Raw genomic sequence first — 23406 nt, 5'->3', positions numbered from 1 at the left:
TTAAGGGCAGGCGTTTTTCGTCTCTAGTTGGCGCTTTAGGCTCTTATTTTGTGCGGTTCAGGCCGGATGCGCGGGCGGGTTTGGCCAGAAGCCGGCGCGCGCGCCCTCGGTCAAAGCCACCGCGATATGATACATCACGCGCGTCAACGCCTCCGGCCAGATCGTCTCGCCCTGCGCATCCAATTGGTTCACGAAGGCGGGGCGTCCGTCGAACCAGCCCGCAAACATCAACACCAAAAGCGCCTTCGCACGGCCTTCCGCCACGGGATCGCCCGCCATGTGCCGCGCGGCCAATGCTTTGATCGCCTCGGTTTGCGGCCAGAGCAAGAATCGGTTCTCCATCACGGCGCCTGATACAGACACGGCGTCATAGGCCGCGCCTTTAAGGGGACCTTGCGCGGCAAACCCGCCCTGTTCGGCAAAGCCCATCAGCGCGTTGACCGTCGCGGTGAGATCCGTGCGGCCGGCCAGATGCGCCTCCTCCGAAAGCAGCCACGCCCATTCGCATTGGTGGCCGATCTCGCGCCGCAATCCGTCCGGTGCGGGCAGGGGGCGGTAATCAGGGGTGATAAACTCGGCGAGGCTGCCGCTATCGGTATCGAAGAAATACCGCAGGCCAATGGTCCGTATGTCTGCGGCGCGCGTCAACCACTTGCCGTCGCGCGTCATCCGGTAAGCCTGCAAGCAGGCCTCATACCAATGCATATGCGGGTTTTGGGCAGGGTTAGACACTGTTTTGGTATCATCATTGCGCAAAACGCCGGTGTCGGGATCTGTCAAATGCGTCTGCAAGGCCGCCCAACATGCCTCGATCAGGGCCTCGGTTTCGGCCGAGGTCTCGATCTGGTTCCACGTCACCAACCCGAGGAGGACAAAGCTCAACTCGTAGCTCCGCGCGACCTCGTCTTGCGGATTTCCGGTCACCGTGCCGTCTCGCGCCAGTTTCGCGCGGTAAAGGCCATCCGCCCGCCGAAACAGATCGACAAAGGCCGCCTGCGCGCGCGTGGCATCGATCATCGCTGGCTCGCGGGTGATCTGCGCAATATGGGCGAAGGTGAACAAGGTGCGGGCCTGCGCGAGCAGCGTTTTGCCCGCATCCAGATCGGGCTTTCCGGTCACGTCGAGCACATCGAAAACGCCGTGCGGGCCGTCGATCACTTGCGCGCGCCAGTGTGGGAAAGTGTCGCGCCAGAAAGCGGTGACGAGGGCGGTCGTGTCGCCGATTGGCGAACTTGTATCGGTTTGTGTCATGGGGTCCTCCTGTCCTTGTGATACTGGTATACTTGTATGCCAGTCAAGCAAGCCCGCAGGCAGGGCGTCACCCATCCGCCACCTCGCGAAAACATTTAACCGCCTGCTCAATGAGCGTCCCCTCATGCTCGCGCAGATAAGAGGCCGAGAGCGCAATCGGGTTTGGGGCCCATCCGGGATCAAACCGCGCCACCTGCACGGATTCCATCCGTTTGAGCAACGCGCGCGTCGGGAAAGCCCCCGCGCCAATGCCCGCGCCGACCAACTCGAACCCCGTCGAGAGCGCGCTTGAGGGAAAGACCCGAACGCCCGAGCCGTGCAACCGTGTGAGATGGGCGTGGATCTCTTGAAACGGGCGGGATTTGCGGTGAAACGTAATGACCGGCGTTTTTGCCAGATCGGGATCTGGTGTCCCCGCCTGTTTGAACCATCCCATCTCGACCGGCGGGAGGGTGGTATTGGTCACGGAATATTCCGAGATCGGCCCCATCAACACGGCCAAATCGAGGGACCGTTCCAAAATCTGATCGCGCAGGTTCACCGAAATATCGACCGACACCTCCACCAACACGCGCGGATAGCGGCGATGGAACCGCGCCAGAAATTCCGCCAGCCAGCTCTCGGCGGCTGTCTCGACGACCCCGACGCGCAGCACCGCCTCCAGCATCTCGGAGGGCACAAGCTCGGACCGGATGCGGTTCATTGTCTGCTCCAGCACTTCCGCATGGGGGATCAGCAAAATCCCCGCGCGGCTCAGCCGCATCCCGCCGCCGCCGCGTTCGAACAAGGTGAGGTTGAGATCTTCCTCCAGCGCAAGGATGCGGTTCGAGATCGCGGGCTGCGACAGGCTCAGGGCCTCCGCCGCGCGCCGCACACCGCCAAGCCGCGCCACGGCGAGAAATGTTTTGATCTGATCGAAATTCATTCACGCCTCCCGTTGGTTCGTGATAACTATACGTTATCACTTTAGATCAAAAACTAAAATTTGACAGAATTGCCCCGACAGCGGAGTTTTGTCACAAGGCTGTGACAATAGCGGCCAATCCCAACAGAGGTTCTCCCCCATGAAAAAACTAGCACTCACCCTCACCGCGCTCGCTTTGGGCACCACCGCGCAGGCGCAAGACAGCCTGTCCGTCGTCGGAAGCTGGAGCGGCCTTGCGCTGCACAAGAATTATGAGGCGCCGTTCTGGACGACGACCGTTCCGGAAGTCACCGATGGCAAGCTTGCCGTTGCGCTGACCACGCATGATCAGATGGGCATCGCGGGCGGCGACGTGTTCCGCATGATGTCGCAAGGCGTGTTTGATGTTGGCATGACGGCGGCGGATTACGCCGTGTCCGATAGCGCCGCGCTGGAAGGTCTGGATGTGCCTTTGGTCGCCAAGGACGCCGATGCGGCGAAGGCGGCGATGGACGCCGCGCGCCCGATGATGGATGATATTTTCGCCTCCGTCTTTAACGCCCATGTCATCGGCACCGCGCCTTATCCGGCGCAAATCGTCTTTTGCAACAAGCCCATCGAAGGCCTCGCAGATCTCAAGGGTTTGAAGGTGCGCGCATCGGGCCGCATGACGGCGAATGTGCTCGAGGAGCTCGGTTCGGAAGCGGTGACGATGGCGTTTGGCGAAGTCACCGGCGCGTTGCAGCGCGGCGTGGTTGATTGCGCGGTGACCGGCGCGGGGTCTGGCTATAGCGCGGGCTGGTGGGAAGTTTCCACGCATCTGTTGCCGTTGGCATTGGGTGGCTGGGATCCGGTCGTGGCCGCTATCCGCCTTGAGCGTTGGAACGCGATGGATACCGCCACGCAAGACGCAATCACCACTGCGTTTATCGAGCAAGTCGAGACCCCGACTTGGGCCGAAGCGCAGGCAAATATGACATCCGAGATCGCTTGCCTGACGGGCGAGGGCGACTGCGCGATGGGCGAGGCGCATGATATGACGCTGGTTGCTGTGACCGAGGCGGATGAGGCTCTGGTCAAGGATATTCTGGTCACGGAAGTTCTTCCGGCGTGGTCGGAACGTGCGGGCGGCGATTGGGGTCAGCGTTGGAACGAGAGCGTCGGCGCTGTCTCCGGCCTGACCTTTAGCGCGAACTGAGGCGGGGATCATGCAAGCTCTTGTCCAAACTCTTGCGCGGGTGAACGGCTATATCGCCGTCGCGGCGGGTGTGATGTTGCTGGCGACAGTGGCGGCTATTCTCGCGGATGTCGTGATGCGGGCCATCTCGCATCCGTTGGGGGGCACTGACGAAATTTCGGGATATGCGATGGCCATCACCTCCGCTTGGGGGGCGAGCTACGCCCTCACTGAGCGGGCGCATGTGCGTATCGAATTGATCCGGAACAAATTTGTGCCTGCGGGGCGGGCTTGCATGGATCTTCTGGCTTTGGGTGCTCTCGCGGCGACGGCCGTGATGATCGGCTGGCGCGGGTGGGGGGTTTTGGCCTCCACCCTCGCCAATGATGCGCGGGCCAATACCGCGCTGGCGACACCTCTGGCGTGGCCGCAGACCTTGTGGCTTGCGGGCTGGCTTTGGTTCGCGGTCTCGGCGCTGGTGCTGATGGCGGCGGGTTTGGTGTTCATGGTTCAACGCAACTGGGCCGCCGTGGATGAGGCCGCTGGCTTCAAGGGGGAAATATGATCCTGTTTACACTTTCGGGTCTATTCGGCCTGCTTCTGGCGTCGATCCCTGTCGGCATCGTTTTGATCCTGCTCTCGATCGGGCTGGATGCGTTCTTCTCGCCCTTCCCGTTGATGCGCGGTCTGGGGCAGGTGGTTTGGTCGTCGTCCAACTCGGGCACGCTGATCGCTATTCCATTCTTCGTGATGCTGGGCGAAATACTTGTGCGCAGCGGCGTCGCGGCGCGCACCTATAACGCGATGAACAGCTGGCTCTCGTGGCTGCCTGGCGGGTTGATTCACGCCAATATCGCGACATCGACCCTATTTTCCGCCACCTCCGGTAGCTCGGTTGCCACGGCGGCGACGGTGGCAACCGTGGCATCGCCGCAGGGCGACCGGCTCGGATACGATCCGCGCCTGTTCACCGGCGCAATTGCGGCGGGCGGCACCTTGGGGATCTTGATCCCCCCATCGATCAACCTGATCGTTTACGGCTTCCTCACCGAGACGTCGATCCCACGGCTGTTCCTTGCGGGGTTGGTGCCGGGCATTTTGATGGCGGTGCTGTTCATGGCCGTTGTTGTGGCCCTGTGCATGTGGAAGCCTTCTTTGGGCGGCGAGCGGCCTGCGTTCTCATGGTCGCAGCGCTTGCGCAGCTTGCCCGATTTGCTGCCGGTTCTGGGCCTCTTTGCGACAATTGTCGTGACGATTTACGCCGGCATCGCGACGCCAACAGAATCCGCCGCTCTCGGCGTGGTCTTTGCGCTGGTCATCGCGGCGCTCAACCGTGCGCTCACGGTTTCGATGCTCAACGAAGCATTGCGCGGCACGGTGAAAACCACGGCGATGATCATGCTGGTGGTTATCGGCGCCTATGTTCTCAACTTCGCGCTGACCGCTCTTGGCATCAGCCGCCAGTTGCAAGCCTTGCTTGAAGGTCTGGGCCTTGGCGCGTTCGGCACGCTGATGGTGATCGTGCTGATCTATATCGTGCTCGGGTTCTTCATCGAAACACTGTCGTTGATGGTGGCGACAATCCCGATCGTTGTGCCGATCATCGAGAGCTTCGGCTATGATAAAATCTGGTTCGGCATCTTGATGATCGTGTTGATCGAGATGGCGCTGATCACCCCTCCTGTTGGTCTCAACCTATACGTCGTGCAAGCCGCGCGTGGCCGCGGATCGATGTCGGAGGTGGTCGCAGGCGCGCTTCCCTTCGTCATGGTGATGCTCGGCATGGTTGGCCTTCTTATTCTTATTCCCGGCTTGGCCCTTTGGCTGCCTGACTCCCTATAAATCGAGGTTATGATGCAATTCCAAACACCTACCGGCCCGGTTACGCTTGATATTCGCCATTTGGTCGTCGCGGGCTGGACAGGGCGCGATGCGGCGAAGGTCACGCATCACATTGAAGAACTCGCGGCCATTGGCGTCGCGCCGCCCTCAACCGTGCCTTTGTTCTACCGCACCTCGTCGAACCTTTTGCAGCAAGGCGAGCGCGTCGAAGTTGTCGGCCCGGGCACCTCGGGCGAGGTTGAGCCGCTGGTGATGAACGCAGGCGGTCAGCTCTGGCTCGGCCTCGGGTCGGATCACACCGATCGTCCGCTGGAGGCGCATTCTGTTGCCGCCTCCAAGCAGGCCTGCGCCAAGCCGGTTGCCTCGCAGATCTGGCCGTTGGCCGAGGTGAAAGACCACCTCGATGCGTTGGAGCTGCATTGCGACATCCGCGAGAACGGCGCTTGGGTTGTGTATCAAACAGGCACTTTGGCCAGCATCCGCCCCCTGATGGATCTCGTTGCGGGTGCAAACCTGCCGGAAGGTGGCGCGATGCTTTGCGGCACGTTGGGCGCGATCGGCGGGGTGCGTGAAGCCGCCGCCTACCGCATGCGCTTGACAGATCCGGTTCTGGGTCGTGAAATCACGATGCACTATGAAACGGAAACCCTACCGGTGATCGCATGACAACGCCCCTGACACCTGCAATGACCGATGCCGATCGCATCGCCCGCGCGAAGGCGAGCACATCGGTGTTCACCAAGCTTCTGCCCGAGGCTTTCGCACAGGATGCGGGCCGGGCAGGGCCGTTGGCGGGGCAGGTTCTGTCCGTCAAAGACCTGTTTGATCTGAAGGGCGAAGTGACCCGTTCGGGGAGCCCTCTCCTTGCTGATACCGCGCCCGCGATAGCGGATGCCGTGGCGGTTGCGCGGCTGCGCGATGCGGGCGCGCGCGTGATCGGGCGCACAACGATGACGGAACTGGCCTATTCCGGCCTTGGCCTCAACCCGCATGATGGCACGCCGGAGAACCCTTTGTTCCCGGGATGTATTCCGGGCGGATCGACGTCTGGCGGCGCGGTCTCCGTTGCCTCCGGCTTGGCGGATATCGCGTTGGGCAGCGACACCGGCGGGTCTTTGCGGATTCCGGCGGCGTTTTGTGGGTTGGTCGGGTTTAAACCCTCGCAGATGAGCGTCCCTCTGGACGGGGCGATGCCCCTGTCCGAGAGTCTTGATAGCGTGGGGCCGATGGCGCGCGATGTCGCGACCTGCGCGACCACGTGGCAAGTTATGTCGGGCCAGACGACTTTGGGCGATGCGACCAAGATCGCGCCCGCGCGCCGCGAGCTGATCGTGCCGCTGAATTTCGGGATGAGCGATCTCGATCCGGCCGTGACGGCGGGCTTTGCCGCGTTGCGCGCGGCGCTTGACGCCGCGGGCTGGACAGTGCGCGAAGCCGAGCTACCGGTTCTCAACGACTACAAAAACCTGCCCGTCTGGCAGTTTAGCGCCTATGAGAGCCTTCGCCGCTTCAAGGCGCGGATGGACGAGCATGGCGACAAGATGGACCCGCGCGTCCGGCAACGGATGGCGCGCGGTGCCGAGGTCTCCGAGGCCGATTTCGCCGCGACCTTGGCGATGCGCGCAGAGTTGATCGCCGCCTTCCGCGCGCAGCTTGGTGATGCGCTGGTGCTTTTGCCCACGGTCGCCATTCAAGCGCCACGGTTTGAGGATGTCGCAAACGACGATGGGTTCACGCGGATCAACTTGCTTGCCCTGCGCAACACCAGCCTTGCAAATGTGATGGACGGATGCAGCATCAGCCTGCCGTTTGGCAAAGGCGATGCGCTGATTGGCGCGATGCTCACGGGCTTGGGCGGCGACGATGCGGCCTTGTTGGCGGCAGCATTCGCGATGGAGGCCGATCTGGCGGATGCGTAATCCGCCGTTGACGCTCCGCCAGCGCGATCCGGCAATTCTCCCTGCGCGCCGCGCGGCCATCATGGCGGCGGCGGGCGGGCGACCCGTGGTCGTTTTCGGCATGGGCAGCGCGCTTGGCGGGGGCACGCGGTCGCATGGCGGTATGCGGTTTCTGACCGGCTGGGATAGCCACGAATCCGCCTCGCTTTTGGTGATGACGCGGGCCGGTTGCCATCTGTTGCTCACGAGCCCCTTCATGGAGCCCGCCGCGCGCGAGACCGTGCCCGAGCTTGCGCCGCGATATCTCCCGCAGGCCCTCTGGCCGCAACACCTGCGCGATCTTCTGGCGGGGCAGGCACCCGTCTTGATCGGCGAGGCAGAGATGCCGATGGGGCTCTATCAGCCGCTGGCCCCGATTTTGGCAGGGGGTGAGGATTTCACCCCCGTTTTGGATGCCGCGCGCCAGATCAAGGCGCCCGCCGCGATCGCATTGCATCAGGCCGGAGCGGAGATCTGCGATCATCTGTTTGCCGCGCTGCCGGAGGCGATCAAGATCGGCCGGACGGGGCGTGAAAGTCAGCGTATTTTGGAGGATACCGCCCTGCGCCTTGGGGCCGAGTATTGCCGCACGTGGCTCACGCTGCGCCCGCAAGCCGATCATCCGCGCTATTGGCCCGAGGAGACGGGGCGCGCGGCGGCTTTGGGGGATCAAATGCTGTTCGGCGTTGCGCTGACGGTGGACGGGCATTGGGCGCATGGCCTGCGAATGGGGCATATCGGCGCGGTGCCCGATACGATTGCGCAGATGCACGCCCATGTGCAGACCGCGCTTGACGCAGGGCTCGCCGCGCTGCGCCCCGATCACCCGGTGTCGGACGCCGTGCGCGCGATGGCGGCTGCGACGGACCTATCGGCGACCGCGTTTGGATTTGCCGAATTGCGGCAGTTCAGAACGGGGCACGGTCTTGGCCTGACTTATGAGGAACCGGGCCTGACCGCCGCTTTCCCGCAACGGTTTGGCGCCTATCCCGAAACCATGCCGAAGGAAGATGGCCCCCTCCTGCGAGAGGGGATGATATTGGAATTACATCCAAATCTATTTGTGCCCGGCCATGGTGGCGCCGCATTGGGGCAGATGATCTGCATAACGAACGACGGCGCGCGATTGATGCTGACGGCGCCGACCGAGGTCATTGCCTTGTGATCTCGCGCGCCGTCTTTTACCTTAAAGCAGGAAGATATGCGCGAAGATGATCGCCTGAGCCAACAAGAACACGGTATCGACCGCGATCAAAACCAACCCCTTCACCCCCGGCGCAAAGAGCTTTTGCAGGGAGGTTTTGACCCCCAAAGCCGAGATGGCGACGACGAGCAAGAACCGTGAAGCATCGTTCACAAAGCTCAGGAGCGCCTCCGGCAAGGGAACGAAATTGCGGACGATCATCAAGATGATGAAGGCCACAACGAACCATGGCAGGCCCGCCGTGCCGCCCGATTCCTTGCGGAAAATGATTGTCACCGCCAAGAGGACAACCGGCAAAAGTGCGACGCGCAACAGCTTGGTGAAGGTGGCAATGTCGCCGGCGGTATCACTGACCGAATAGCCCGCGCCGACGACCTGTGCGACATCGTGGATCGTCGCCCCGATCATATAACCGCTTTCAATATCGGCCAGACCGAGCGATTTGAACAACATCGGATAGACGATCATCGCAATGGTCGACATCGCGGTGACGCCCACCACCGTGAGCAAGACGTCCTCCTCTTTGAGGTGTTTTTTCGGCAAAACTGCCGCAATCGCCATCGCCGCCGATGCCCCGCATATCGCGACCGAGCCACCCGTCAGCAGACCAAAAGCGGTGCTGCGCCCGAACAACCGCGCGAAGAGCACGCCGCCGAGCAAGGTGAGCACCAGCATCACCGCCACGCCAATGATCGGCGTGATCCCCAATTGCGACACATCCGCAAAGGTCAGCCGCAGGCCCAAAAGCGCAACGCCGAGCCGCAACAGATCGCGCGCGCAAAAGGCGATGCCTTCGGCCATACGCGGGGTTTCGTTCATAAAGTTGAACGCCATCCCGATGAGCAACGCAAATAGCATGGCAGGCGCGCCGTAATGCTCATCAAGGAAACTGGAGGCCAGCGCGATGGTCGTGGCGAGGATGATCCCGCCGCGATGCAGATGGAACCACTCGATCGCTTGACGCTGCTTGGAAAGAGGCGCGCCGATTTGCGGGGCCTCACTCATCTGCCGCGCTCAGATCGAAGGTCTCGTCGGGGAAAAACTTGGCGAGGCGGATATCGGCGGAGCGTGCGTGACCTTCCATCCCTTCAAGCCGCGAAATCCGCGCGGTGGCTTCGGCCAAGGGGCGCGCACCGTCCCGTGTGGCGCGCTGCCAAGTGACGGTTTTCATGAATTTATGCACCGAAAGACCGCCCGTGTAGCGCGCGGCACCCGAGGTTGGCAAAACATGGTTCGGGCCCGACGCCTTATCGCCAAACGCCACCGTGGTTTCCTCGCCCAAGAACAACGATCCGTAGGAGCGCAGGCGCCCCAGCCACCAATCCAGATCGGCGGCTTGGATGTGCAAATGCTCCGGCCCGTATTGATCGCAGACCTGCGCCATATCCTCTGCATCATCACACAGCATCACCTCGGCATAATCGCGCCACGCGGCCTCGGCGCTGGATCGGTTCGGCTCGGGCAGGGACGCGATCATCCCCGGCACGATCTCCATCACCTTTTCCGCCAAGGCGCGGTCAGATGTCACCAGCCAGACGGGCGAGTTATAGCCATGCTCCGCCTGACCCACCAAATCCATCGCCACCAATTCGGGATCGGCAGTGGCATCGGCGGCGACCATGCTATCGGTCGGGCCTGCGAACATATCAATCCCCACATGGCCGAACAAAATCCGTTTCGCTTCCGCAACATATTGGTTGCCGGGGCCGACGAGGATATCGGCTTTGGGAAGGCCAAAGAGCCCGTTCGCCATCGCCGCCACGCCCTGCACGCCGCCCATCGAGAGGATTTCATCGGCGCCGCACAGATCCATCGCGAATAGGATCGCCGGCGGAATCCCAACGCCCGGGCGCGGCGGCGAGCACGCCGCGATATGGGGCACGCCGGCCATTTTCGCAGTGGTGATCGTCATAATCGCGCTGGCGATATGGGAATAGCGCCCCCCCGGAACATAGCAGCCCGCCGCAGAGACGGGGATCTGCTTTTGGCCCGCGATCAGGCCTGGAAGGATCTCGATTTCGCAATCGGTCACGGTGGCGCGCTGTGCCTCGGCGAAGCGTTTGATATTGGCATGGGCGAAGCGGATATCTGCTTTCAGCTTCTCGGGCACCAAGGCCGCCGCCGCGGCGCGTTGCTCGGCGGAGACCACAATATCGCCCGCCCATTTATCCAGATCGCGCGCGTATTGGCGGGCCTTTTCCTCGCCGCCTTCCGCAATCTCGCCCAACATTTTCACAACGATATCATGCACATCGCCCTGATCGGTTTCTGCGGTGCGGTCGGCTTTTTTCAAATAGATCATGGCATTGGCTCTCAATTTTTTGCCGGATGCTGCCAGTAAATCTGGGGGCATCGGGGCGGCGGGAGGCAGTGGCGCGCGGTCAAATCCACCGCGCCCACCGGTTAAGCTTTCGCTTGCAGCAGAACTTCTTTCACCAGCTGGTCAAGCGTGTCGAAGGCGGTCGCCTGCGGGGAGACCGACTCGGGGATCAGAGAAAACTCGGTGCAGGCAATCATCTGGACGGTCGCGCCGCGCGCGCAAAGTGCTTCGGAGGCGGCTGTCAAAATCGCACGCGCTTCGGGTTTTGGCCCGACGGATTTCAATTGGCGGATGGCGGTGAGGGTTGCGTCCTCATCCTCGGCATAGATGGCTTTGAGGCCGTGACGCGCCAACGGCCCGTCAAAAAGCCCAACCTTCCGCACCGCCGGCGATCCGAGCACCCCGACCAGACCATTGGTCGACAGGCTCGCCGCATGGGCGCACGACAGCTCGATCATGTCGAGCATCGGCACGCTGACCGCGCCGCGGATCGCATCGGCGTAGTGATGCGCGGTGTTGCACGGCATCGCCAGCACGTCCGCGCCGCCCGCCACCAACCGCCGCGCCATATCGGCCAAGGCCGCCGAGGGATCGACCGTTCCGCCTTCGAGTAAATGTTTGATCCGCGAGGGGATCTGCGTGTTCTGATCAACGATGAGCGGGATATGATCGCTGTCGTCGTTTGCGGGTGTGCCGGCCAAAATCTTTTGCATAATCAAGATGGTGGCTTCCGGCCCCATACCGCCTAAAATCCCGATCCGCCGCATCATTCGCGCTCCTGTTTCAGCATGGCTACCGCATCGAGGATGTGATCGGCCAAGAGCGCGCAATCCTTCAGATCAAAGGTCAGCGGCAGGCGCATATCGAACAGGCCCGCCAAGATCCGGTCGGTCTGGGGTAGGGCTTGCGCCGCGATATAGCGCCAGCTTTGATGCGCCGAGGTGAAGCCAACGGGCATGGACGCGCCAAACCATTTGACCTCGACGCCCACCGCCGCGAGATGCGCGATAAACCCGCGAGCGGCGTCCGGTGTGATGTGGGGCAAGCAAAACTGGATCGAGGAGCCGACGTAGAGCTCTGCCTCGGGGCGATTGGGCAGGTGGATCGCGGGATTGGTCGCCAGCATCTCCGCCACCAAATCGTGCCGCGCGTTCCAATCCGCGATGCTTTGATTCAGGGCGCGCAGCTGCGGGCGCAAAATCGCGGCGCGCAGGTTATCCATCCGCGCCGAGCAATTGGGTGTATCGAGTTTGATATCGTCGTAGACCTCTGTCGCGGGGCCCGCGCCGTGCCGATCAAACAGCATATAGGAGCCGGAGAGGATCGTCGCCCGCGCCATGAAATCAGGATCGTCTGAGGTCAGCAAGCCGCCCTCGCCGGAGTTCATATGCTTGTAGGTTTGGGTGCTGAAACATCCCGCCAGTCCGAAGGAACCGGAGAGCTTCCCGTTCCAGCGCGCGCCCATCGTATGCGCGCAATCTTCGATGATCGTCATGCTGTGCGCGGCGGCAATCCGCATCAAACGATCCATATCGCACAGGTGTCCGCGCATGTGTGACAGCAACAAATAGCGCGCACCGGTTGCCTTTGCCTTGCGATCAAGATCATCGAGATCAATGACCAGATCATCGGTGATTTCGATCAAAACCGCTTTCGCCCCGACGCCGGCAATCGCGCCCGGAACCGGCGCGAGGGTAAAGCCGTTCGTCATCACCAGATCGCCGGGCTGAACGCCGCTTGCGCGCATCGCGATCTGCATCGCCTGCCCGCCGGACGCCACCGCGAGGCAATAGGGCTGGCCCTGCCATGCGGCGAATTCGCGTTCCAGATCGGCCGTCTCGCCGGCCGCATCGGCGGCAGTGTTGTAACGGTGCAAACGGCCCGAGCGCATCACCGCGACGGCCGCCTCGATGGCGTCATCAGGGATCGGCAATTGCTGGGTAAAGCTTTTGGTGAATGTCGCTCGGGCCATCTTAATTACACTTTCAACGCTTGGTTGCCCTCGGCAAAGACCGAGTCATACCCGAACAGCGCAGTTGAGCCACCGGTATGCAAGAAGACAATCCGCTCGCCCTTCTTAAACGTGCCTTTGCGGCAATGATCGATCAGGCCTGCCGCGCCTTTGCCGGAGTAAACCGGATCGAGCAGGATGCCTTCGAGCTGTGCGAACATGCGGATCGCTTCGATCGTGTCTTCGCGGGGCACGCCGTAGCCTGCGCCGACGTAGCTGCTGTCTGCGATCACATCGCCGCGCGATACGACATTCGGGCAACCGAGCTTCTCAGCCGTCTTTTGTGCCAGCGCGAAGACGTTTTCTTCTTGCTTCTCTTTGGGCGCGCGAACGCCGATCCCGAGCAACGGGATATTCGCGTTCATGGCTTTAAGACCGGTAATCAGGCCGGCTTGTGTGCCCGCAGACCCTGTCGCGGTGACGATATGATCGATGCGCAGGCTGCGATCATTGGCTTGGCCCATGAGTTCAAACGCGCAGTTCACATAGCCCAAAGCGCCCGTCGCGTTGGAGCCGCCACCCGGAATGAGATAGACCTTACGGCCTTCTGCTTTGAGTTTTTCGGCAACAAGCTCCATCTCGGCCTGCATATCCATGCCGCCTGCGCGTTTGGACGTCGTCGCGCCGTGCAAATGATCGAGAAGCACATTGCCGTTATCGTTGTAGTTATGATCGTTGGAGCCGGTGCGATCTTCCAACAGGATATGGCAGCCCATGCCGAGTTTTGCGGCGAATGCGGCGGTCTGGCGGGCGTGGTTTGACTGGGTCGCGCCCTGCGTCATGACCGTGTCGGCGCCCATAGCCAAGGCTTCGGCCATCAGGAATTCGAGCTTCCGCGTCTTGTTTCCGCCGGTGGACAGGCCCGTGCAATCATCGCGCTTGATCCAGATTTCCGGCCCTCCGAGTTCGGCCGACAGGCGGTCCATCTTCTCAAGCGGGGTCGGAAGATGCGCGAGATGGACGCGCGGGAAGCGGGCGAGATGCATGTGATGTTCCTTGAGTGATGACACTAACTTGTATGATCTGACCGTTGCGCATCTCAAACGGCTATGCAAATTCGAAATTTTTGATATGTTATGCAAAACTTGCAAGTTAGGTGCGATATGCGTCTTGAATGGTTGGAAGACATCCTCGCGATTGCCGATACCGGATCATTCAGCGGCGCCGCCGAACGGCGGATGCTCACGCAATCAGCATTTTCGCGAAGAATTAAGCAGATTGAAGATTACGTTGGCGTCGAACTGTTCGATCGCGCCCATAAGCCGATTCGGCTGAAACCGACGACAACCGCGCAAAGCGAACAGATCGTCCAATTGACGATGGCTCTGCGGCAGCTTGTCGTTGATTTGCGGCGCGGCGAGCGGATGACGAGCAACCGCGTGGTGATCGCGTGCCAACATTCGCTCACCGCGATGCGCGTCCCGGCCCTTTTGCAGCAAATGCCGATGGAGCGTGACGGGATCTACGTGCGGCTCCGATCGGCCAACCTCGACGAATGCACGGGCATGTTGTTATCGCGGCAGGCGGATGTGGCGATTGTCTACCGGATGCCCGATGAGCTGAACGATTTCGGCACGGATTTCCTCGAAGAGCTGGTGATCGGGTCGGATCGCTTGATTCCTGTTTTCAACAGCCCGATGCCGGATTTACGCCGCGCGCTGACGGCGCAAAACGGCGATCAACGCTTTGAGTTGCCTTATATTACGTATCCACCCGATGTATTTTTGGGGCAGGTGATGGAACGCAAGATCCTGCCGTTTTTGAATCCCGCGCTGGATCATGCGCCAAAGCTGGAAACGGCCCTGACATTGGCGGCGGTCGAGATGGCGGCGATCGGGCTCGGGGTGGCGTGGGTGCCCGAATCCCTCGCGCAGGAGCGTTTGGCCGCAGGCACCCTGTTTGACCTTTCGCCGGTCCTGCCTGTGTTTGATTTGCAGGTGATCGCGGTGCGGGTGCAAGGCGCGCGCAACATGGCCGAAGGTATCTTCTGGTCGCAACTGGCGGCGATCTGACGGCGATCTAACGGCGCCGCGGCGCGCGGCTGTTCTGCTTAATTTTAGGGGTCGTTCTGATTTTCTGAACGCATCACGCGCCCAATTGACCGATCCCGAAACGCAGCGTCATCTGATTGCAATTCAGAAAAATGCAAGGTGAGGTTGCTATGAAAAGTCAAACACGTGTGGTCGTCATCGGCGGGGGTATCGCGGGGTGTTCCACCCTCTATCACCTGACGCAAGAAGGCTGGACCGACGTGGTCTTAGTCGAACGCAACGAGCTGACTTCGGGGACGACGTGGCATTCGGCCGCGCAGGTCACGAACTTCGGCGCGGTGCAAACGATGGTCGGCCTGAAAAGCCATTCGATCAAACTTTACAAAGAGTTGGCGGATGATCCGGAATACCCGATCAACTACCACCACGCCGATGGCGGGATGCGTTTGGCCAATACGCAGGCGCATATGGACGGCTATCGTCACTTCGCCAGTGTCGCCAAAGGCATGGGCGTTGAGTTTGAAATCATCGACGCGGAAGAATGCGCCCGCCGCCACCCGCTGATCTCGACCGACAACCTTCTGGGCGGCCTTTGGGATCCGCTGGACGGTGATATTGATCCGGCGCAGCTGTGCCAAGCACTCGCCCGTCGTGCCCGTTTGGCCGGCGCGGAGGTGTATCGCAATACGCCAGTCACCGGCCTCACCCAGCATAAGGACGATAGCTGGACGGTTCACACCGAGCACGGCGACATCAATTGCGAAATCGTGGTCAACGCCTGCGGCTACCGCGTGAACGAAGTCGGCGCGATGATGGGCGTGCACCACCCCGTCATGTCGATGGAGCACCAATACTTCCTGACCGAGCCGATCAAAGCGATTGAGGAAGCCGGCCACCGGATGCCGCTGATCCGTTGCCCCGTGTCCGATTACTATTGCCGCCAAGAGAAAAACGGCCTGCTGGTTGGTTTCTACGAGCAAGATTGCCGCACGTGGGGGATGGACGGGATCGACCCGAAATTCGTCAACGCTCTGTGCCCCGACGATCTCGACCGCGTCACCGACGTGCTTGAGGGCGCGTTTGCACGGATGCCGGCGCTCACCGAAGTCGGTATCCACACCGTCGTCAACGGCCCGATCACCTACACGATCGACGGCGCGCCGCTGGTCGGCCCGATTCCGGGCAAGCGCAACGCGTTCTGCATCATCGGCCTGCGCGCAGGTCTGGGCGAGGGCGGTGGCCACGGCTGGCTGCTCGCGCAACAAATCGTCCACGGCGAGGCCTGCTATGACACTTGGGTCACCGACCCGCGTCGTTTCACCGGCCATTGCAACGTGGAACTGACCGCGCTCAAAGCGATTGAAGATTACCAAAACGAATTCCGCTTCCACATGCCGCATGAGCATCGTCCGGCGGGCCGTCCGATGAAAACCACGCCGATCACGCCGATTTTGGCGGCGGCAGGTGCGGAATTTGGCGTCGTCAACGGCTGGGAACGTGTGGCCTATATCAAGCCGACACCGGACTTCCACGAGACCCACAGCTTCTATTTCAACGAGACGTTTGACGTTGTCGCCAAAGAGATTGCCGCGATCCAAAGCGGCGTCGGGATGACGGAAGTCAACGGGTTCAACCGGTTCGAGATCACCGGCACCGGCGCAAAAGCCTGGCTTGATACGATGGTCTGCGGCCGCGTTCCGACCAAGGTTGGCAAAGTGGGTCTGGCCTATTTGCTCAACCACCACGGCAACGTGAAAGCGGAAGCCACGCTCGCCAATCTGGATGCCGATACGATCTGGTACGGCTCGGCCGCGGCGTCCGAATATCACGATATGGACTGGCTGCAAAAGCACCTGCCCGATGACGGCTCCGTGCAGGTCAAATCGCTCACCAATGACTACACGATCCTCGTGATCGCAGGTCCGAAATCGCGCGAATTGCTCTCGGCTGTGTCGCGTGGCGATTGGTCGAAAGAGGCGTTCCCGTGGCTCTCCGTGCGCCGCGCCTTCGTGGGCATCGCGCCTGCGGTGATCATGTCGGTCAGCTTCTCGGGCGAATTGGCCTATGAGATCCATGTGCCCAACAACCAGCTCTACGCCGCCTATCTCGCGCTGCAAAACGCGGGCAAGCCGCTCGGCCTGTCGCTGTTCGGGTCGATGGCGGTTGAATTGATGCGTCTGGAAAAAGGCTACCGTCACTGGAAGGCTGATTTGATCACCGAATTCAACCCGATGGAAAGCGCGCTGGACCGGTTCGTGAAAACCGACAAACCGGCCTTCATCGGCAAGGAGGCCATGCTTGCCCAGAATGAGAAAGGCCTGCGTCAGCATTTCGTCAGCCTCGTTCTGGATTGTACCCATGCCCCCGCGCATGGCGGCGATAGCATCGTGCTGGAAGATGGCACATGCGTCGGCACGATCAGCTCCGCCGGATGGGGCCACCGCGTTGGCAAAAACATCGCGATGGGCTTCCTCTCGCCCGAATATTCCGCGATCGGCACCAAGCTGATGGTCGAAGTGATCGGCGTGCCGGTGCCCGCAGAGGTGGTGGAATTCGATCTCTACGATCCGGAAAACGCTAAAATCCGCGCGTAATCGCGCCACACAACACCGCAGGGGGCGCATGTCCCCTGCCAATTCCTAATAGTCTTCCGGAGGCCAAATGAAGGTTCTAGTCCCAGTCAAACGCGTGATTGATTATAACGTGAAGGTTCGTGTGAAAGCGGATGGGAGCGGGGTTGATCTTGCGAATGTTAAGATGTCGATGAACCCGTTCGACGAGATTGCCGTTGAGGAGGCGATCCGTTTGAAAGAGGCGGGCGCGGCGGAGGAGGTGATCGTCGTCTCGATCGGCGTGAAGCAGGCGCAGGAGACGCTGCGCACGGCTTTGGCGATGGGGGCGGACCGCGCGATTTTGGTGATCGCGGCGGAGGATGTTCACACCGATATCGAGCCGCTCGCGGTGGCGAAAATCCTCGCGAAAGTGGTCGAGGCGGAGGCGCCCGGTCTCGTGATCGCGGGCAAGCAAGCCATTGATAATGATATGAATGCGACGGGCCAGATGCTGTCGGCGCTGCTCGGTTGGTCGCAAGCGACCTTCGCATCCGAGGTTTTGATCGCGGACGGCGCGGCCAAGGTCACGCGCGAAGTTGATGGCGGGTTGCAGACGATTTCTGTCAAATTGCCGGCAATTATCACCGCCGATTTGCGCCTCAACGAGCCGCGCTACGCGTCGCTGCCCAATATCATGAAGGCCAAGAAAAAGCCGCTGGAGGAGAAAACGCCCGCCGATTACGGCGTGGATGTCGCCCCGCGCTTAACGGTTGTTAACACGGTGGAGCCTGCGGGCCGCGCGGCGGGCATCAAGGTTGGCTCGGTGGACGAGCTGGTATCGAAACTCAAAGACGCGGGGGTGCTGTGATGGCTGTTCTTCTTTTTGCGGATGTTCAGGGCGGCGAATTGTCGGTGGACGCAACGGCGAAAACCTTGGCGGCGGTGGCAAGTTTGGGCGACGTCCATGTGCTGATCGCGGGCGCGGGATGTGACGCTGCGGCGGCGGAGGCGGCGAAATTGTCGGGCGTTTCCAAGGTTTTGGTCGCAGAGTTGGCGGATTACGATCACGGCATAGCGGAGGCCACGGCGGCGCTGATCGCGGGGCTTGCGGGCGATTACGGCCACATCGTTGCGGCGGCGACGGCGGCGTCGAAGAACATCCTGCCGCGGGTTGCGGCGCTGATGGACGTGATGATTTTGGGCGATGTGACGGCGGTGATTGATGCCGATACGTTCGAGCGGCCGATCTACGCGGGCAACGCGATCCAGACGGTGAAATCATCGGATAAGGTTAAGGTGTTAACCATTCGCACCGCGGCGTTTACCGGCGTCGAGGCGAGTGGCGCGGCCGCCGTTGAGGCAATTTCCGGCGCAACGGTGAGCGGCTTGAGCACTTGGGTTGAGGATAAGGTCGCGGCCTCGGATCGTCCCGAGCTCACGTCCGCGAAGGTGGTCGTTTCGGGCGGGCGCGGCGTGGGATCGGAGGCCGATTTTGCCCTGATCTCCGGCCTCGCGGACAAGCTCGGCGCGGCCGTTGGCGCCTCGCGCGCGGCGGTGGATTCGGGCTATGCGCCCAACGATTGGCAGGTCGGCCAGACCGGCAAAGTCGTGGCGCCGGACCTCTACGTCGCGGTCGGGATCTCCGGCGCGATCCAGCATTTGGCGGGGATGAAAAATTCGAAAATCATCGTCGCGATCAACAAAGACGAGGAAGCCCCGATCTTCCAAGTCGCCGATTACGGCCTCGTCGCGGATCTCTTCGACGCCGTGCCGGAATTGACGGGGAAGATTTAAGCCCCGCCTTCACGATGGCGGCGCGCGCATCACTGTGCGCGCCGCGACCCATAATGGAAATCGGAAAACCGATCGTCTTTGAGCCGCGTTTTGCGCGGCCTTTCACCAACAAGGAGCATAAAATGAACACCAAAACCGGTCTCACGACGCTTGTCTTGTCTTCTCTCATCGCCATGTCGCCCGCCTTCGCGCAAGACCGCCTCACGGTTGCGTATTTTCAAGAATGGCCGATGCCGTTCCAATTCGCGAAAGCTCAAGGAATTTACGACGAAAAGCTGGGCGTGCCAGTGAATTGGGTCGCCTTCGGTTCGGGCGCGGCCATGTCGGCGGCGATGGCCGCGGGCGATGTGCAAATCGCGGTGAGCCAAGGCGTTTTGCCCTTCATTAGCGCGACCTCCGCAGGCCAGGATTTACAGATCGTCGACGTTGCCGCCTCCTATGCGGAGAATGAGAACTGCGTTGTCGCCTCCGGTTTGGAGATCGATAAAGACAGCGCGGCCGAGCTCGCCGGCAAGCGCGTTGCCGTGCCCGTGGGCACGGGTGCGCAATACACATTCTTGCAGCTGATGGCGCATTTCGGGGTCGATACCTCCACGATGGCGATTGTCGATATGGAACCGGCCGAGGGCGCGGCGGCGTTGTCGCAGGGCAATGTCGATATGGCTTGCGGTTGGGGCGGCGCATTGGCGCGGATGAAGGAATTCGGCAACGTTCTGCTGACCGGCGCGGAGAAAGAAGATATCGGGATCCTGTCTTTCGACCTGATCACGACAACGTCGCGTTTCGCGAGCGCGGAGCCGCAATTGCTTAATGATTTCATGGCGGTTACGGCCGATATGAACGCGGAATGGAACGCGGGCGAAACCCGTGCCGATATGTTGCCCGTCATCGCGAAAGATGCGGGTATGGAAGTTTCTGCCGCCGAGGCCACGATCAATGACTTTGTGTTCCTGCCTGCGGATGAGGTTCTGTCGGACAAATGGATGGGCAAGACCGTCGGCGCCTATCTCGACGGCGCGGCGCAGTTCTTCTTTGAACACGGCACCGTTCCGGCGGTTTTGCCAAGCTACGGCGCTTTGATCAATCTTGCGCCGATGCAGGCCGTTCAAAGCCGTTAATTCGCGTGCGAGGGGGCGTTTGCGCGCCCCCTCATTTACGACCGCAGAGGGGGGATTGCCCGAATGTCCGGATTAGTACTCAACAATGTTTCGATGCGATTTGATCTGCCGAACGGATCACATGTGCAGGCGTTGCAAGATGTGTCTCTCGATCTCAAACCGGGGGAGTTGTTGTCCGTTTTGGGGCCATCGGGGTGCGGTAAAACCACGCTTTTGAATATTGTTGCAGGGTTTTTGGCCCCGACCTCGGGCAAAATCAGCCTCAATGGCCACGCGGTCAAGGGGCCGGATGCGGAACGGGGGATGGTTTTCCAAAAAGGGGCGTTGTTCGAGTGGATGAATGTGCGCGAAAACGTCTCCTTCGGGCCGCGCATGGCGGGAAAATCGGAAGCTCAATTCGGCGCGATGGTCGACCATTTGATCGATGTCGTCGGCCTGCATGATTTCCGCGAGAAAGCGATTTATGAGCTCTCCGGCGGGATGCAGCAACGCGTCGCTTTGGCGCGCTGTCTTGCGAATGATCCCGACGTGATCTTGATGGACGAGCCGCTCGGGGCGCTCGACGCGCTGACCCGCGAGAAGATGCAATCGTTGGTGCTCAATCTGTGGAAAGAGACCGGCAAGACAGTGATGTTGATCACCCACTCCGTCGAGGAGGCGCTTTTGCTGGGCGAACGGCTCATCGTGATGGCGCCGCGCCCGGGACGGATTTACAAGGAATATCGGCTTCCTTTCGCGGAACTTGGCGCGGGACGTGACCTGCGCGAGGTTAAAAAGATGCCGGAATTCGTGAAAACCCGTGAGGAGATCCTCACGATGATCTGGAACATGGAAGAAGAAATCATGGGCCGCACAGGAGCCGAAAAATGACCGCTCTCTCAATCCTCCTTGCCTATATCGTTTTGTTTTCACTATCGGCGGCGCTGTTGCGCGCGGTCAGGCAGCGGCGCGTGAAGCTCAATGATTTCGTGAATGCCAAAACGGTCACTTTCGGGGATGAAAGCGCGATCACCGCCGATCGTGCGGCCTCGGTGATTTCCGTTTTGGTGATCTTCTTGCTTTGGGGTGCGTTCACGGGATCGAAATATGTGCCGCTGCATGTGCCCGGACCGTTTATCGGCGAGACCGAATTCTCCTATCAGGCGCGCACCGAGGCGGGGGAGGTGATCGAGGGCGATATGCGCTTGCTGGTTGAGCCGGTCGGCGCGCCGTCGCAAGCAGGCGCGGGCGCGCAAGCGCCCGTCGTTGTGCAGGCGGGCCGCGATAAGCTTTTGAAAATAGACGGTGATCCGCAGGTCATCTCGATCAATGGCACGCCGATCGCGGCGGGTGAGCGGATTGATATCGATGACGGCACAGTCTCCCTGACGGCGAAGGGCACGCTCTCCTTCGTGTCCGCGAAAGGGCTCCAGATGGAGCCGATCTGGCTTCCCTCGCCAGAAGCCGTGGCCAGCCGCTTCGTTGAGATCGCCGTCAACGGCTACCAGAACTATACGCTTTGGGAACATCTGGGCGCGTCGCTCATGCGGGTTCTGGCGGGGTTTGCGTTGGGGTCGATCATCGGGATTCCGCTTGGCTATGCGATGGGCCTTTCGGGATGGTTCCGCGGGTGGTTTGATCCGATCGTCGAATTCATGCGCCCCGTGCCGCCTTTGGCGTTGATTCCGCTCGTGATTATCTGGTTCGGGATTTGGGAGACCGGCAAGATCGTCCTGTTGTTCTTGGCTGCGCTTTGGGTCATGACGATTGCGGCGCGCGCGGGGGTTTCGGGCGTTAGCATCACCAAAGTGCACGCGGCCTATTCGCTTGGCGCCTCAAAATGGCAGATCTTGCGGCATGTGATCTTGCCGAACTCGCTCCCCGAAATTTTTACCGGCGCGCGTGTCGCAATGGGGATTTGCTGGGGCACGGTTGTCGCGGCGGAACTCGTCGCGGCGCAGATGGGGGCGGGGATGATGATCATCGCGGCCTCAAAATTCCAGCTCACCGATATCGTGTTGATGGGCATCATCCTCATCGGGATCATCGGCTATGGGATTGATGTGCTGATGCGCCGCGCGGAGATCAAACTCGTCCCGTGGAAAGGGCGTAGTTAATCGCGACGCGATAAAACAAGGCTTGGGCGACGACAGCCGCCCGAGCCTTTACAGCAACGCATCGCCCGATACTTCTAATGCGTCGATCAGATCCGGCGCGGCGGCCTCGAAATCGGGCACGACCTCCTCTTGCAAGAGCTGCCGGAATTGTTTGGCCAACAGGTCAGGCAGAGAGCCAAGCTCGTCCATGCGGCTGATCAGGTAGATCTGCCGCGACACGCCGGCGAACGGCAATGGGCAGATGTCGATCTGGTCACGAAACCGCAGCGTATCGAGGATGCTGAGCGGCGTCGTCAATGTCCAACCGCCGGTTTTAGCGACTGTCGCAATCACCGAGCGGCTTGTTTCAAAAGAGAATTTCCGGGACGGATGAAAACCGATGCGTTTCAGATGCGTCGCCACCAATTGCCCCATCGGCATCGCCTCGGAATATTGCACGAAGGGCAGCTCCGATAGCTGCGCCCGCCAATCCCCTCCGCGGGTATAGCTCCCCTTCGCGGTGACCAAGACAAACTTCTCGCGCAGCAATGGCACAACGTGGAACCGGTGCATATCCACCGGAATTGATGCGGTCACTGCAATATCTGTCTCTCGCGCGGCGAGGCGTGCGGTGACCTGATCCGATCTGCCCGAGAAGGTCCGGATGAAGCATTTGGGCATTTGCGATTGCAGTGATGCGGCGAGAACCGGCGTCAGTGACGTATCCAGATCGTCGATAATACCGAAATTCAACTGAGGCAAACCGGCAAGGCTAAGCTCGGCCAACGATGCCTCGGCCACCGATACCATCGCCAGAATCCGGTGGGCGTGCAGGCTGAGAACTTGCCCCGCCGGCGTTAGCGTCACCGGTTTTTGCTGGCGGTCAAACAAGCGCGTCCCGATGCTGGCTTCCAGCGCGGTGATATGTTGAGAGACGTTCGACTTGCTCAAATTCAGGAATTTCGCGGCCTCGCCCAGTGACCTTGCTTCCTCCAGCGCAATGAAAACGCGCAACCCGCGGAGGGTCAGCCGCCCCGAAGCATCTGCAGTGAGGCGCGCGGGCTCGACAGGGTTTGCCATGGCGATAAAGGCCTTTCATCTGCGGGGGGGCGGGGGCCGGAAGTCGGGGGAAAGTGTAAAAGAATTGCGAAATATTGCAAGATAGTTAGGGGCTTAGTTGGCTTTTTCCTATCTCGTGAAGGCCCCCTGTTCGGCTTTGTTTGAGGTCAC

21 protein-coding genes are annotated in these 23406 nt (G+C 61.0%); 13 read left to right on the top strand and 8 right to left on the bottom strand.

Annotated elements, in window-relative coordinates:
* Positions 1 to 57 precede the first annotated feature (57 nt).
* A complete protein-coding gene (locus SJY32_RS16385; RefSeq protein ID WP_376878248.1) occupies positions 58 to 1251 on the bottom strand; it encodes an AGE family epimerase/isomerase in 1194 nt (397 codons plus the stop codon).
* A gap of 67 nt (positions 1252 to 1318) precedes the next feature.
* Complete coding sequence (locus SJY32_RS16380; RefSeq protein ID WP_376878245.1) at positions 1319 to 2176, bottom strand: LysR family transcriptional regulator; 858 nt, start codon at positions 2174 to 2176, stop codon at positions 1319 to 1321.
* A gap of 139 nt (positions 2177 to 2315) precedes the next feature.
* Here SJY32_RS16380 and SJY32_RS16375 point away from each other — a divergent pair, with 139 nt between their 5' ends.
* Genes SJY32_RS16375 through SJY32_RS16350 form a run of 6 tightly spaced genes read left to right on the top strand, consistent with a single transcriptional unit; the run spans position 2316 to position 8276 of the window.
* Positions 2316 to 3353 (top strand): TRAP transporter substrate-binding protein, encoded by a 1038-nt coding sequence (locus SJY32_RS16375; protein ID WP_376878242.1) that lies wholly within the window; start codon positions 2316 to 2318, stop codon positions 3351 to 3353.
* Positions 3354 to 3363: 10 nt separating this feature from the next.
* Positions 3364 to 3897: a TRAP transporter small permease subunit gene (locus tag SJY32_RS16370; RefSeq protein WP_376878239.1), complete on the top strand. Its 534-nt coding sequence runs from the start codon at positions 3364 to 3366 to the stop codon at positions 3895 to 3897.
* Positions 3894 to 5174 carry a TRAP transporter large permease gene (locus SJY32_RS16365; protein WP_376878236.1) on the top strand — a complete coding sequence of 427 codons (1281 nt, stop codon included), beginning with the start codon at positions 3894 to 3896 and terminating at the stop codon, positions 5172 to 5174. Before SJY32_RS16370 ends, SJY32_RS16365 begins: the two co-directional genes overlap by 4 nt.
* A 12-nt stretch (positions 5175 to 5186) precedes the next feature.
* Entirely contained in the window at positions 5187 to 5840 is a 654-nt protein-coding gene (locus tag SJY32_RS16360) for a DUF2848 domain-containing protein (RefSeq protein WP_376878233.1), read from the top strand.
* Positions 5837 to 7093: an amidase family protein gene (locus SJY32_RS16355; RefSeq protein WP_376878231.1), complete on the top strand. Its 1257-nt coding sequence runs from the start codon at positions 5837 to 5839 to the stop codon at positions 7091 to 7093. Before SJY32_RS16360 ends, SJY32_RS16355 begins: the two co-directional genes overlap by 4 nt.
* The gene (locus SJY32_RS16350) at positions 7086 to 8276 is read left to right on the top strand and encodes a M24 family metallopeptidase (RefSeq protein WP_376878228.1); all 1191 of its coding nucleotides are present in this window, start codon (positions 7086 to 7088) and stop codon (positions 8274 to 8276) included. The genes SJY32_RS16355 and SJY32_RS16350 overlap by 8 nt, the downstream gene beginning before the upstream one ends.
* 21 nt (positions 8277 to 8297) lie before the next feature.
* On the opposite strand, the gene SJY32_RS16345 is transcribed toward SJY32_RS16350, so the two are convergent.
* The 5 genes from SJY32_RS16345 to SJY32_RS16325 all read right to left on the bottom strand — a co-directional run bounded on the left by SJY32_RS16345 (position 8298) and on the right by SJY32_RS16325 (position 13632).
* Complete coding sequence (locus tag SJY32_RS16345) at positions 8298 to 9320, bottom strand: YeiH family protein (protein WP_376878225.1); 1023 nt, start codon at positions 9318 to 9320, stop codon at positions 8298 to 8300.
* Positions 9313 to 10617, bottom strand: a complete 1305-nt coding sequence (hisD, locus tag SJY32_RS16340; RefSeq protein ID WP_376878222.1) for a histidinol dehydrogenase — start codon at positions 10615 to 10617, stop codon at positions 9313 to 9315. Before hisD ends, SJY32_RS16345 begins: the two co-directional genes overlap by 8 nt.
* A 101-nt stretch (positions 10618 to 10718) precedes the next feature.
* Positions 10719 to 11405, bottom strand: coding sequence for an aspartate/glutamate racemase family protein (locus tag SJY32_RS16335; RefSeq protein WP_376878219.1), 687 nt, complete (start codon positions 11403 to 11405; stop codon positions 10719 to 10721).
* Positions 11402 to 12607, bottom strand: a complete 1206-nt coding sequence (locus tag SJY32_RS16330) for a DegT/DnrJ/EryC1/StrS family aminotransferase (RefSeq protein ID WP_376878216.1) — start codon at positions 12605 to 12607, stop codon at positions 11402 to 11404. The genes SJY32_RS16335 and SJY32_RS16330 overlap by 4 nt, the downstream gene beginning before the upstream one ends.
* 5 nt (positions 12608 to 12612) lie before the next feature.
* Positions 12613 to 13632: a D-cysteine desulfhydrase gene (locus SJY32_RS16325; protein ID WP_376878213.1), complete on the bottom strand. Its 1020-nt coding sequence runs from the start codon at positions 13630 to 13632 to the stop codon at positions 12613 to 12615.
* A 117-nt stretch (positions 13633 to 13749) separates the two neighbouring features.
* Between SJY32_RS16325 and SJY32_RS16320 the strand changes: the two genes are divergently transcribed.
* The 7 genes from SJY32_RS16320 to SJY32_RS16290 all read left to right on the top strand — a co-directional run bounded on the left by SJY32_RS16320 (position 13750) and on the right by SJY32_RS16290 (position 22197).
* Positions 13750 to 14658, top strand: coding sequence for a LysR family transcriptional regulator (locus SJY32_RS16320; RefSeq protein WP_376878210.1), 909 nt, complete (start codon positions 13750 to 13752; stop codon positions 14656 to 14658).
* Between the two features lie 149 nt (positions 14659 to 14807).
* Positions 14808 to 17231, top strand: a complete 2424-nt coding sequence (locus tag SJY32_RS16315) for an FAD-dependent oxidoreductase (RefSeq protein WP_376878207.1) — start codon at positions 14808 to 14810, stop codon at positions 17229 to 17231.
* A 67-nt stretch (positions 17232 to 17298) separates the two neighbouring features.
* Positions 17299 to 18057, top strand: coding sequence for an electron transfer flavoprotein subunit beta/FixA family protein (locus SJY32_RS16310; RefSeq protein WP_376878204.1), 759 nt, complete (start codon positions 17299 to 17301; stop codon positions 18055 to 18057).
* Positions 18057 to 18983, top strand: a complete 927-nt coding sequence (locus tag SJY32_RS16305; protein WP_376878201.1) for an electron transfer flavoprotein subunit alpha/FixB family protein — start codon at positions 18057 to 18059, stop codon at positions 18981 to 18983. Before SJY32_RS16310 ends, SJY32_RS16305 begins: the two co-directional genes overlap by 1 nt.
* A gap of 122 nt (positions 18984 to 19105) precedes the next feature.
* Entirely contained in the window at positions 19106 to 20101 is a 996-nt protein-coding gene (locus tag SJY32_RS16300) for an ABC transporter substrate-binding protein (RefSeq protein WP_376878198.1), read from the top strand.
* A 63-nt stretch (positions 20102 to 20164) separates the two neighbouring features.
* Positions 20165 to 20971, top strand: coding sequence for a taurine ABC transporter ATP-binding protein (locus SJY32_RS16295; protein WP_376878195.1), 807 nt, complete (start codon positions 20165 to 20167; stop codon positions 20969 to 20971).
* Positions 20968 to 22197 carry an ABC transporter permease gene (locus SJY32_RS16290; protein WP_376878192.1) on the top strand — a complete coding sequence of 410 codons (1230 nt, stop codon included), beginning with the start codon at positions 20968 to 20970 and terminating at the stop codon, positions 22195 to 22197. The genes SJY32_RS16295 and SJY32_RS16290 overlap by 4 nt, the downstream gene beginning before the upstream one ends.
* A gap of 48 nt (positions 22198 to 22245) precedes the next feature.
* On the opposite strand, the gene SJY32_RS16285 is transcribed toward SJY32_RS16290, so the two are convergent.
* Positions 22246 to 23256, bottom strand: a complete 1011-nt coding sequence (locus SJY32_RS16285) for a LysR family transcriptional regulator (protein ID WP_376878189.1) — start codon at positions 23254 to 23256, stop codon at positions 22246 to 22248.
* Between the last annotated feature and the right edge of the window lie 150 nt (positions 23257 to 23406).

Source organism: Albirhodobacter sp. R86504, assembly GCF_042466415.1.
In the GTDB taxonomy this organism is placed as follows: Bacteria; Pseudomonadota; Alphaproteobacteria; order Rhodobacterales; family Rhodobacteraceae; genus Albirhodobacter.
This window is presented reverse-complemented; position numbering and strand designations above follow the sequence as displayed.

Coding starts and splice junctions, on each gene's coding strand:
- SJY32_RS16385 (WP_376878248.1), bottom strand. CDS start 1,251: ATGACACAAACCGATACAAGTTCGCCAATCGGCGACACGACCGCCCTC.
- SJY32_RS16380 (WP_376878245.1), bottom strand. CDS start 2,176: ATGAATTTCGATCAGATCAAAACATTTCTCGCCGTGGCGCGGCTTGGC.
- SJY32_RS16375 (WP_376878242.1), top strand. CDS start 2,316: ATGAAAAAACTAGCACTCACCCTCACCGCGCTCGCTTTGGGCACCACC.
- SJY32_RS16370 (WP_376878239.1), top strand. CDS start 3,364: ATGCAAGCTCTTGTCCAAACTCTTGCGCGGGTGAACGGCTATATCGCC.
- SJY32_RS16365 (WP_376878236.1), top strand. CDS start 3,894: ATGATCCTGTTTACACTTTCGGGTCTATTCGGCCTGCTTCTGGCGTCG.
- SJY32_RS16360 (WP_376878233.1), top strand. CDS start 5,187: ATGCAATTCCAAACACCTACCGGCCCGGTTACGCTTGATATTCGCCAT.
- SJY32_RS16355 (WP_376878231.1), top strand. CDS start 5,837: ATGACAACGCCCCTGACACCTGCAATGACCGATGCCGATCGCATCGCC.
- SJY32_RS16350 (WP_376878228.1), top strand. CDS start 7,086: ATGCGTAATCCGCCGTTGACGCTCCGCCAGCGCGATCCGGCAATTCTC.
- SJY32_RS16345 (WP_376878225.1), bottom strand. CDS start 9,320: ATGAGTGAGGCCCCGCAAATCGGCGCGCCTCTTTCCAAGCAGCGTCAA.
- hisD (WP_376878222.1), bottom strand. CDS start 10,617: ATGATCTATTTGAAAAAAGCCGACCGCACCGCAGAAACCGATCAGGGC.
- SJY32_RS16335 (WP_376878219.1), bottom strand. CDS start 11,405: ATGATGCGGCGGATCGGGATTTTAGGCGGTATGGGGCCGGAAGCCACC.
- SJY32_RS16330 (WP_376878216.1), bottom strand. CDS start 12,607: ATGGCCCGAGCGACATTCACCAAAAGCTTTACCCAGCAATTGCCGATC.
- SJY32_RS16325 (WP_376878213.1), bottom strand. CDS start 13,632: ATGCATCTCGCCCGCTTCCCGCGCGTCCATCTCGCGCATCTTCCGACC.
- SJY32_RS16320 (WP_376878210.1), top strand. CDS start 13,750: ATGCGTCTTGAATGGTTGGAAGACATCCTCGCGATTGCCGATACCGGA.
- SJY32_RS16315 (WP_376878207.1), top strand. CDS start 14,808: ATGAAAAGTCAAACACGTGTGGTCGTCATCGGCGGGGGTATCGCGGGG.
- SJY32_RS16310 (WP_376878204.1), top strand. CDS start 17,299: ATGAAGGTTCTAGTCCCAGTCAAACGCGTGATTGATTATAACGTGAAG.
- SJY32_RS16305 (WP_376878201.1), top strand. CDS start 18,057: ATGGCTGTTCTTCTTTTTGCGGATGTTCAGGGCGGCGAATTGTCGGTG.
- SJY32_RS16300 (WP_376878198.1), top strand. CDS start 19,106: ATGAACACCAAAACCGGTCTCACGACGCTTGTCTTGTCTTCTCTCATC.
- SJY32_RS16295 (WP_376878195.1), top strand. CDS start 20,165: ATGTCCGGATTAGTACTCAACAATGTTTCGATGCGATTTGATCTGCCG.
- SJY32_RS16290 (WP_376878192.1), top strand. CDS start 20,968: ATGACCGCTCTCTCAATCCTCCTTGCCTATATCGTTTTGTTTTCACTA.
- SJY32_RS16285 (WP_376878189.1), bottom strand. CDS start 23,256: ATGGCAAACCCTGTCGAGCCCGCGCGCCTCACTGCAGATGCTTCGGGG.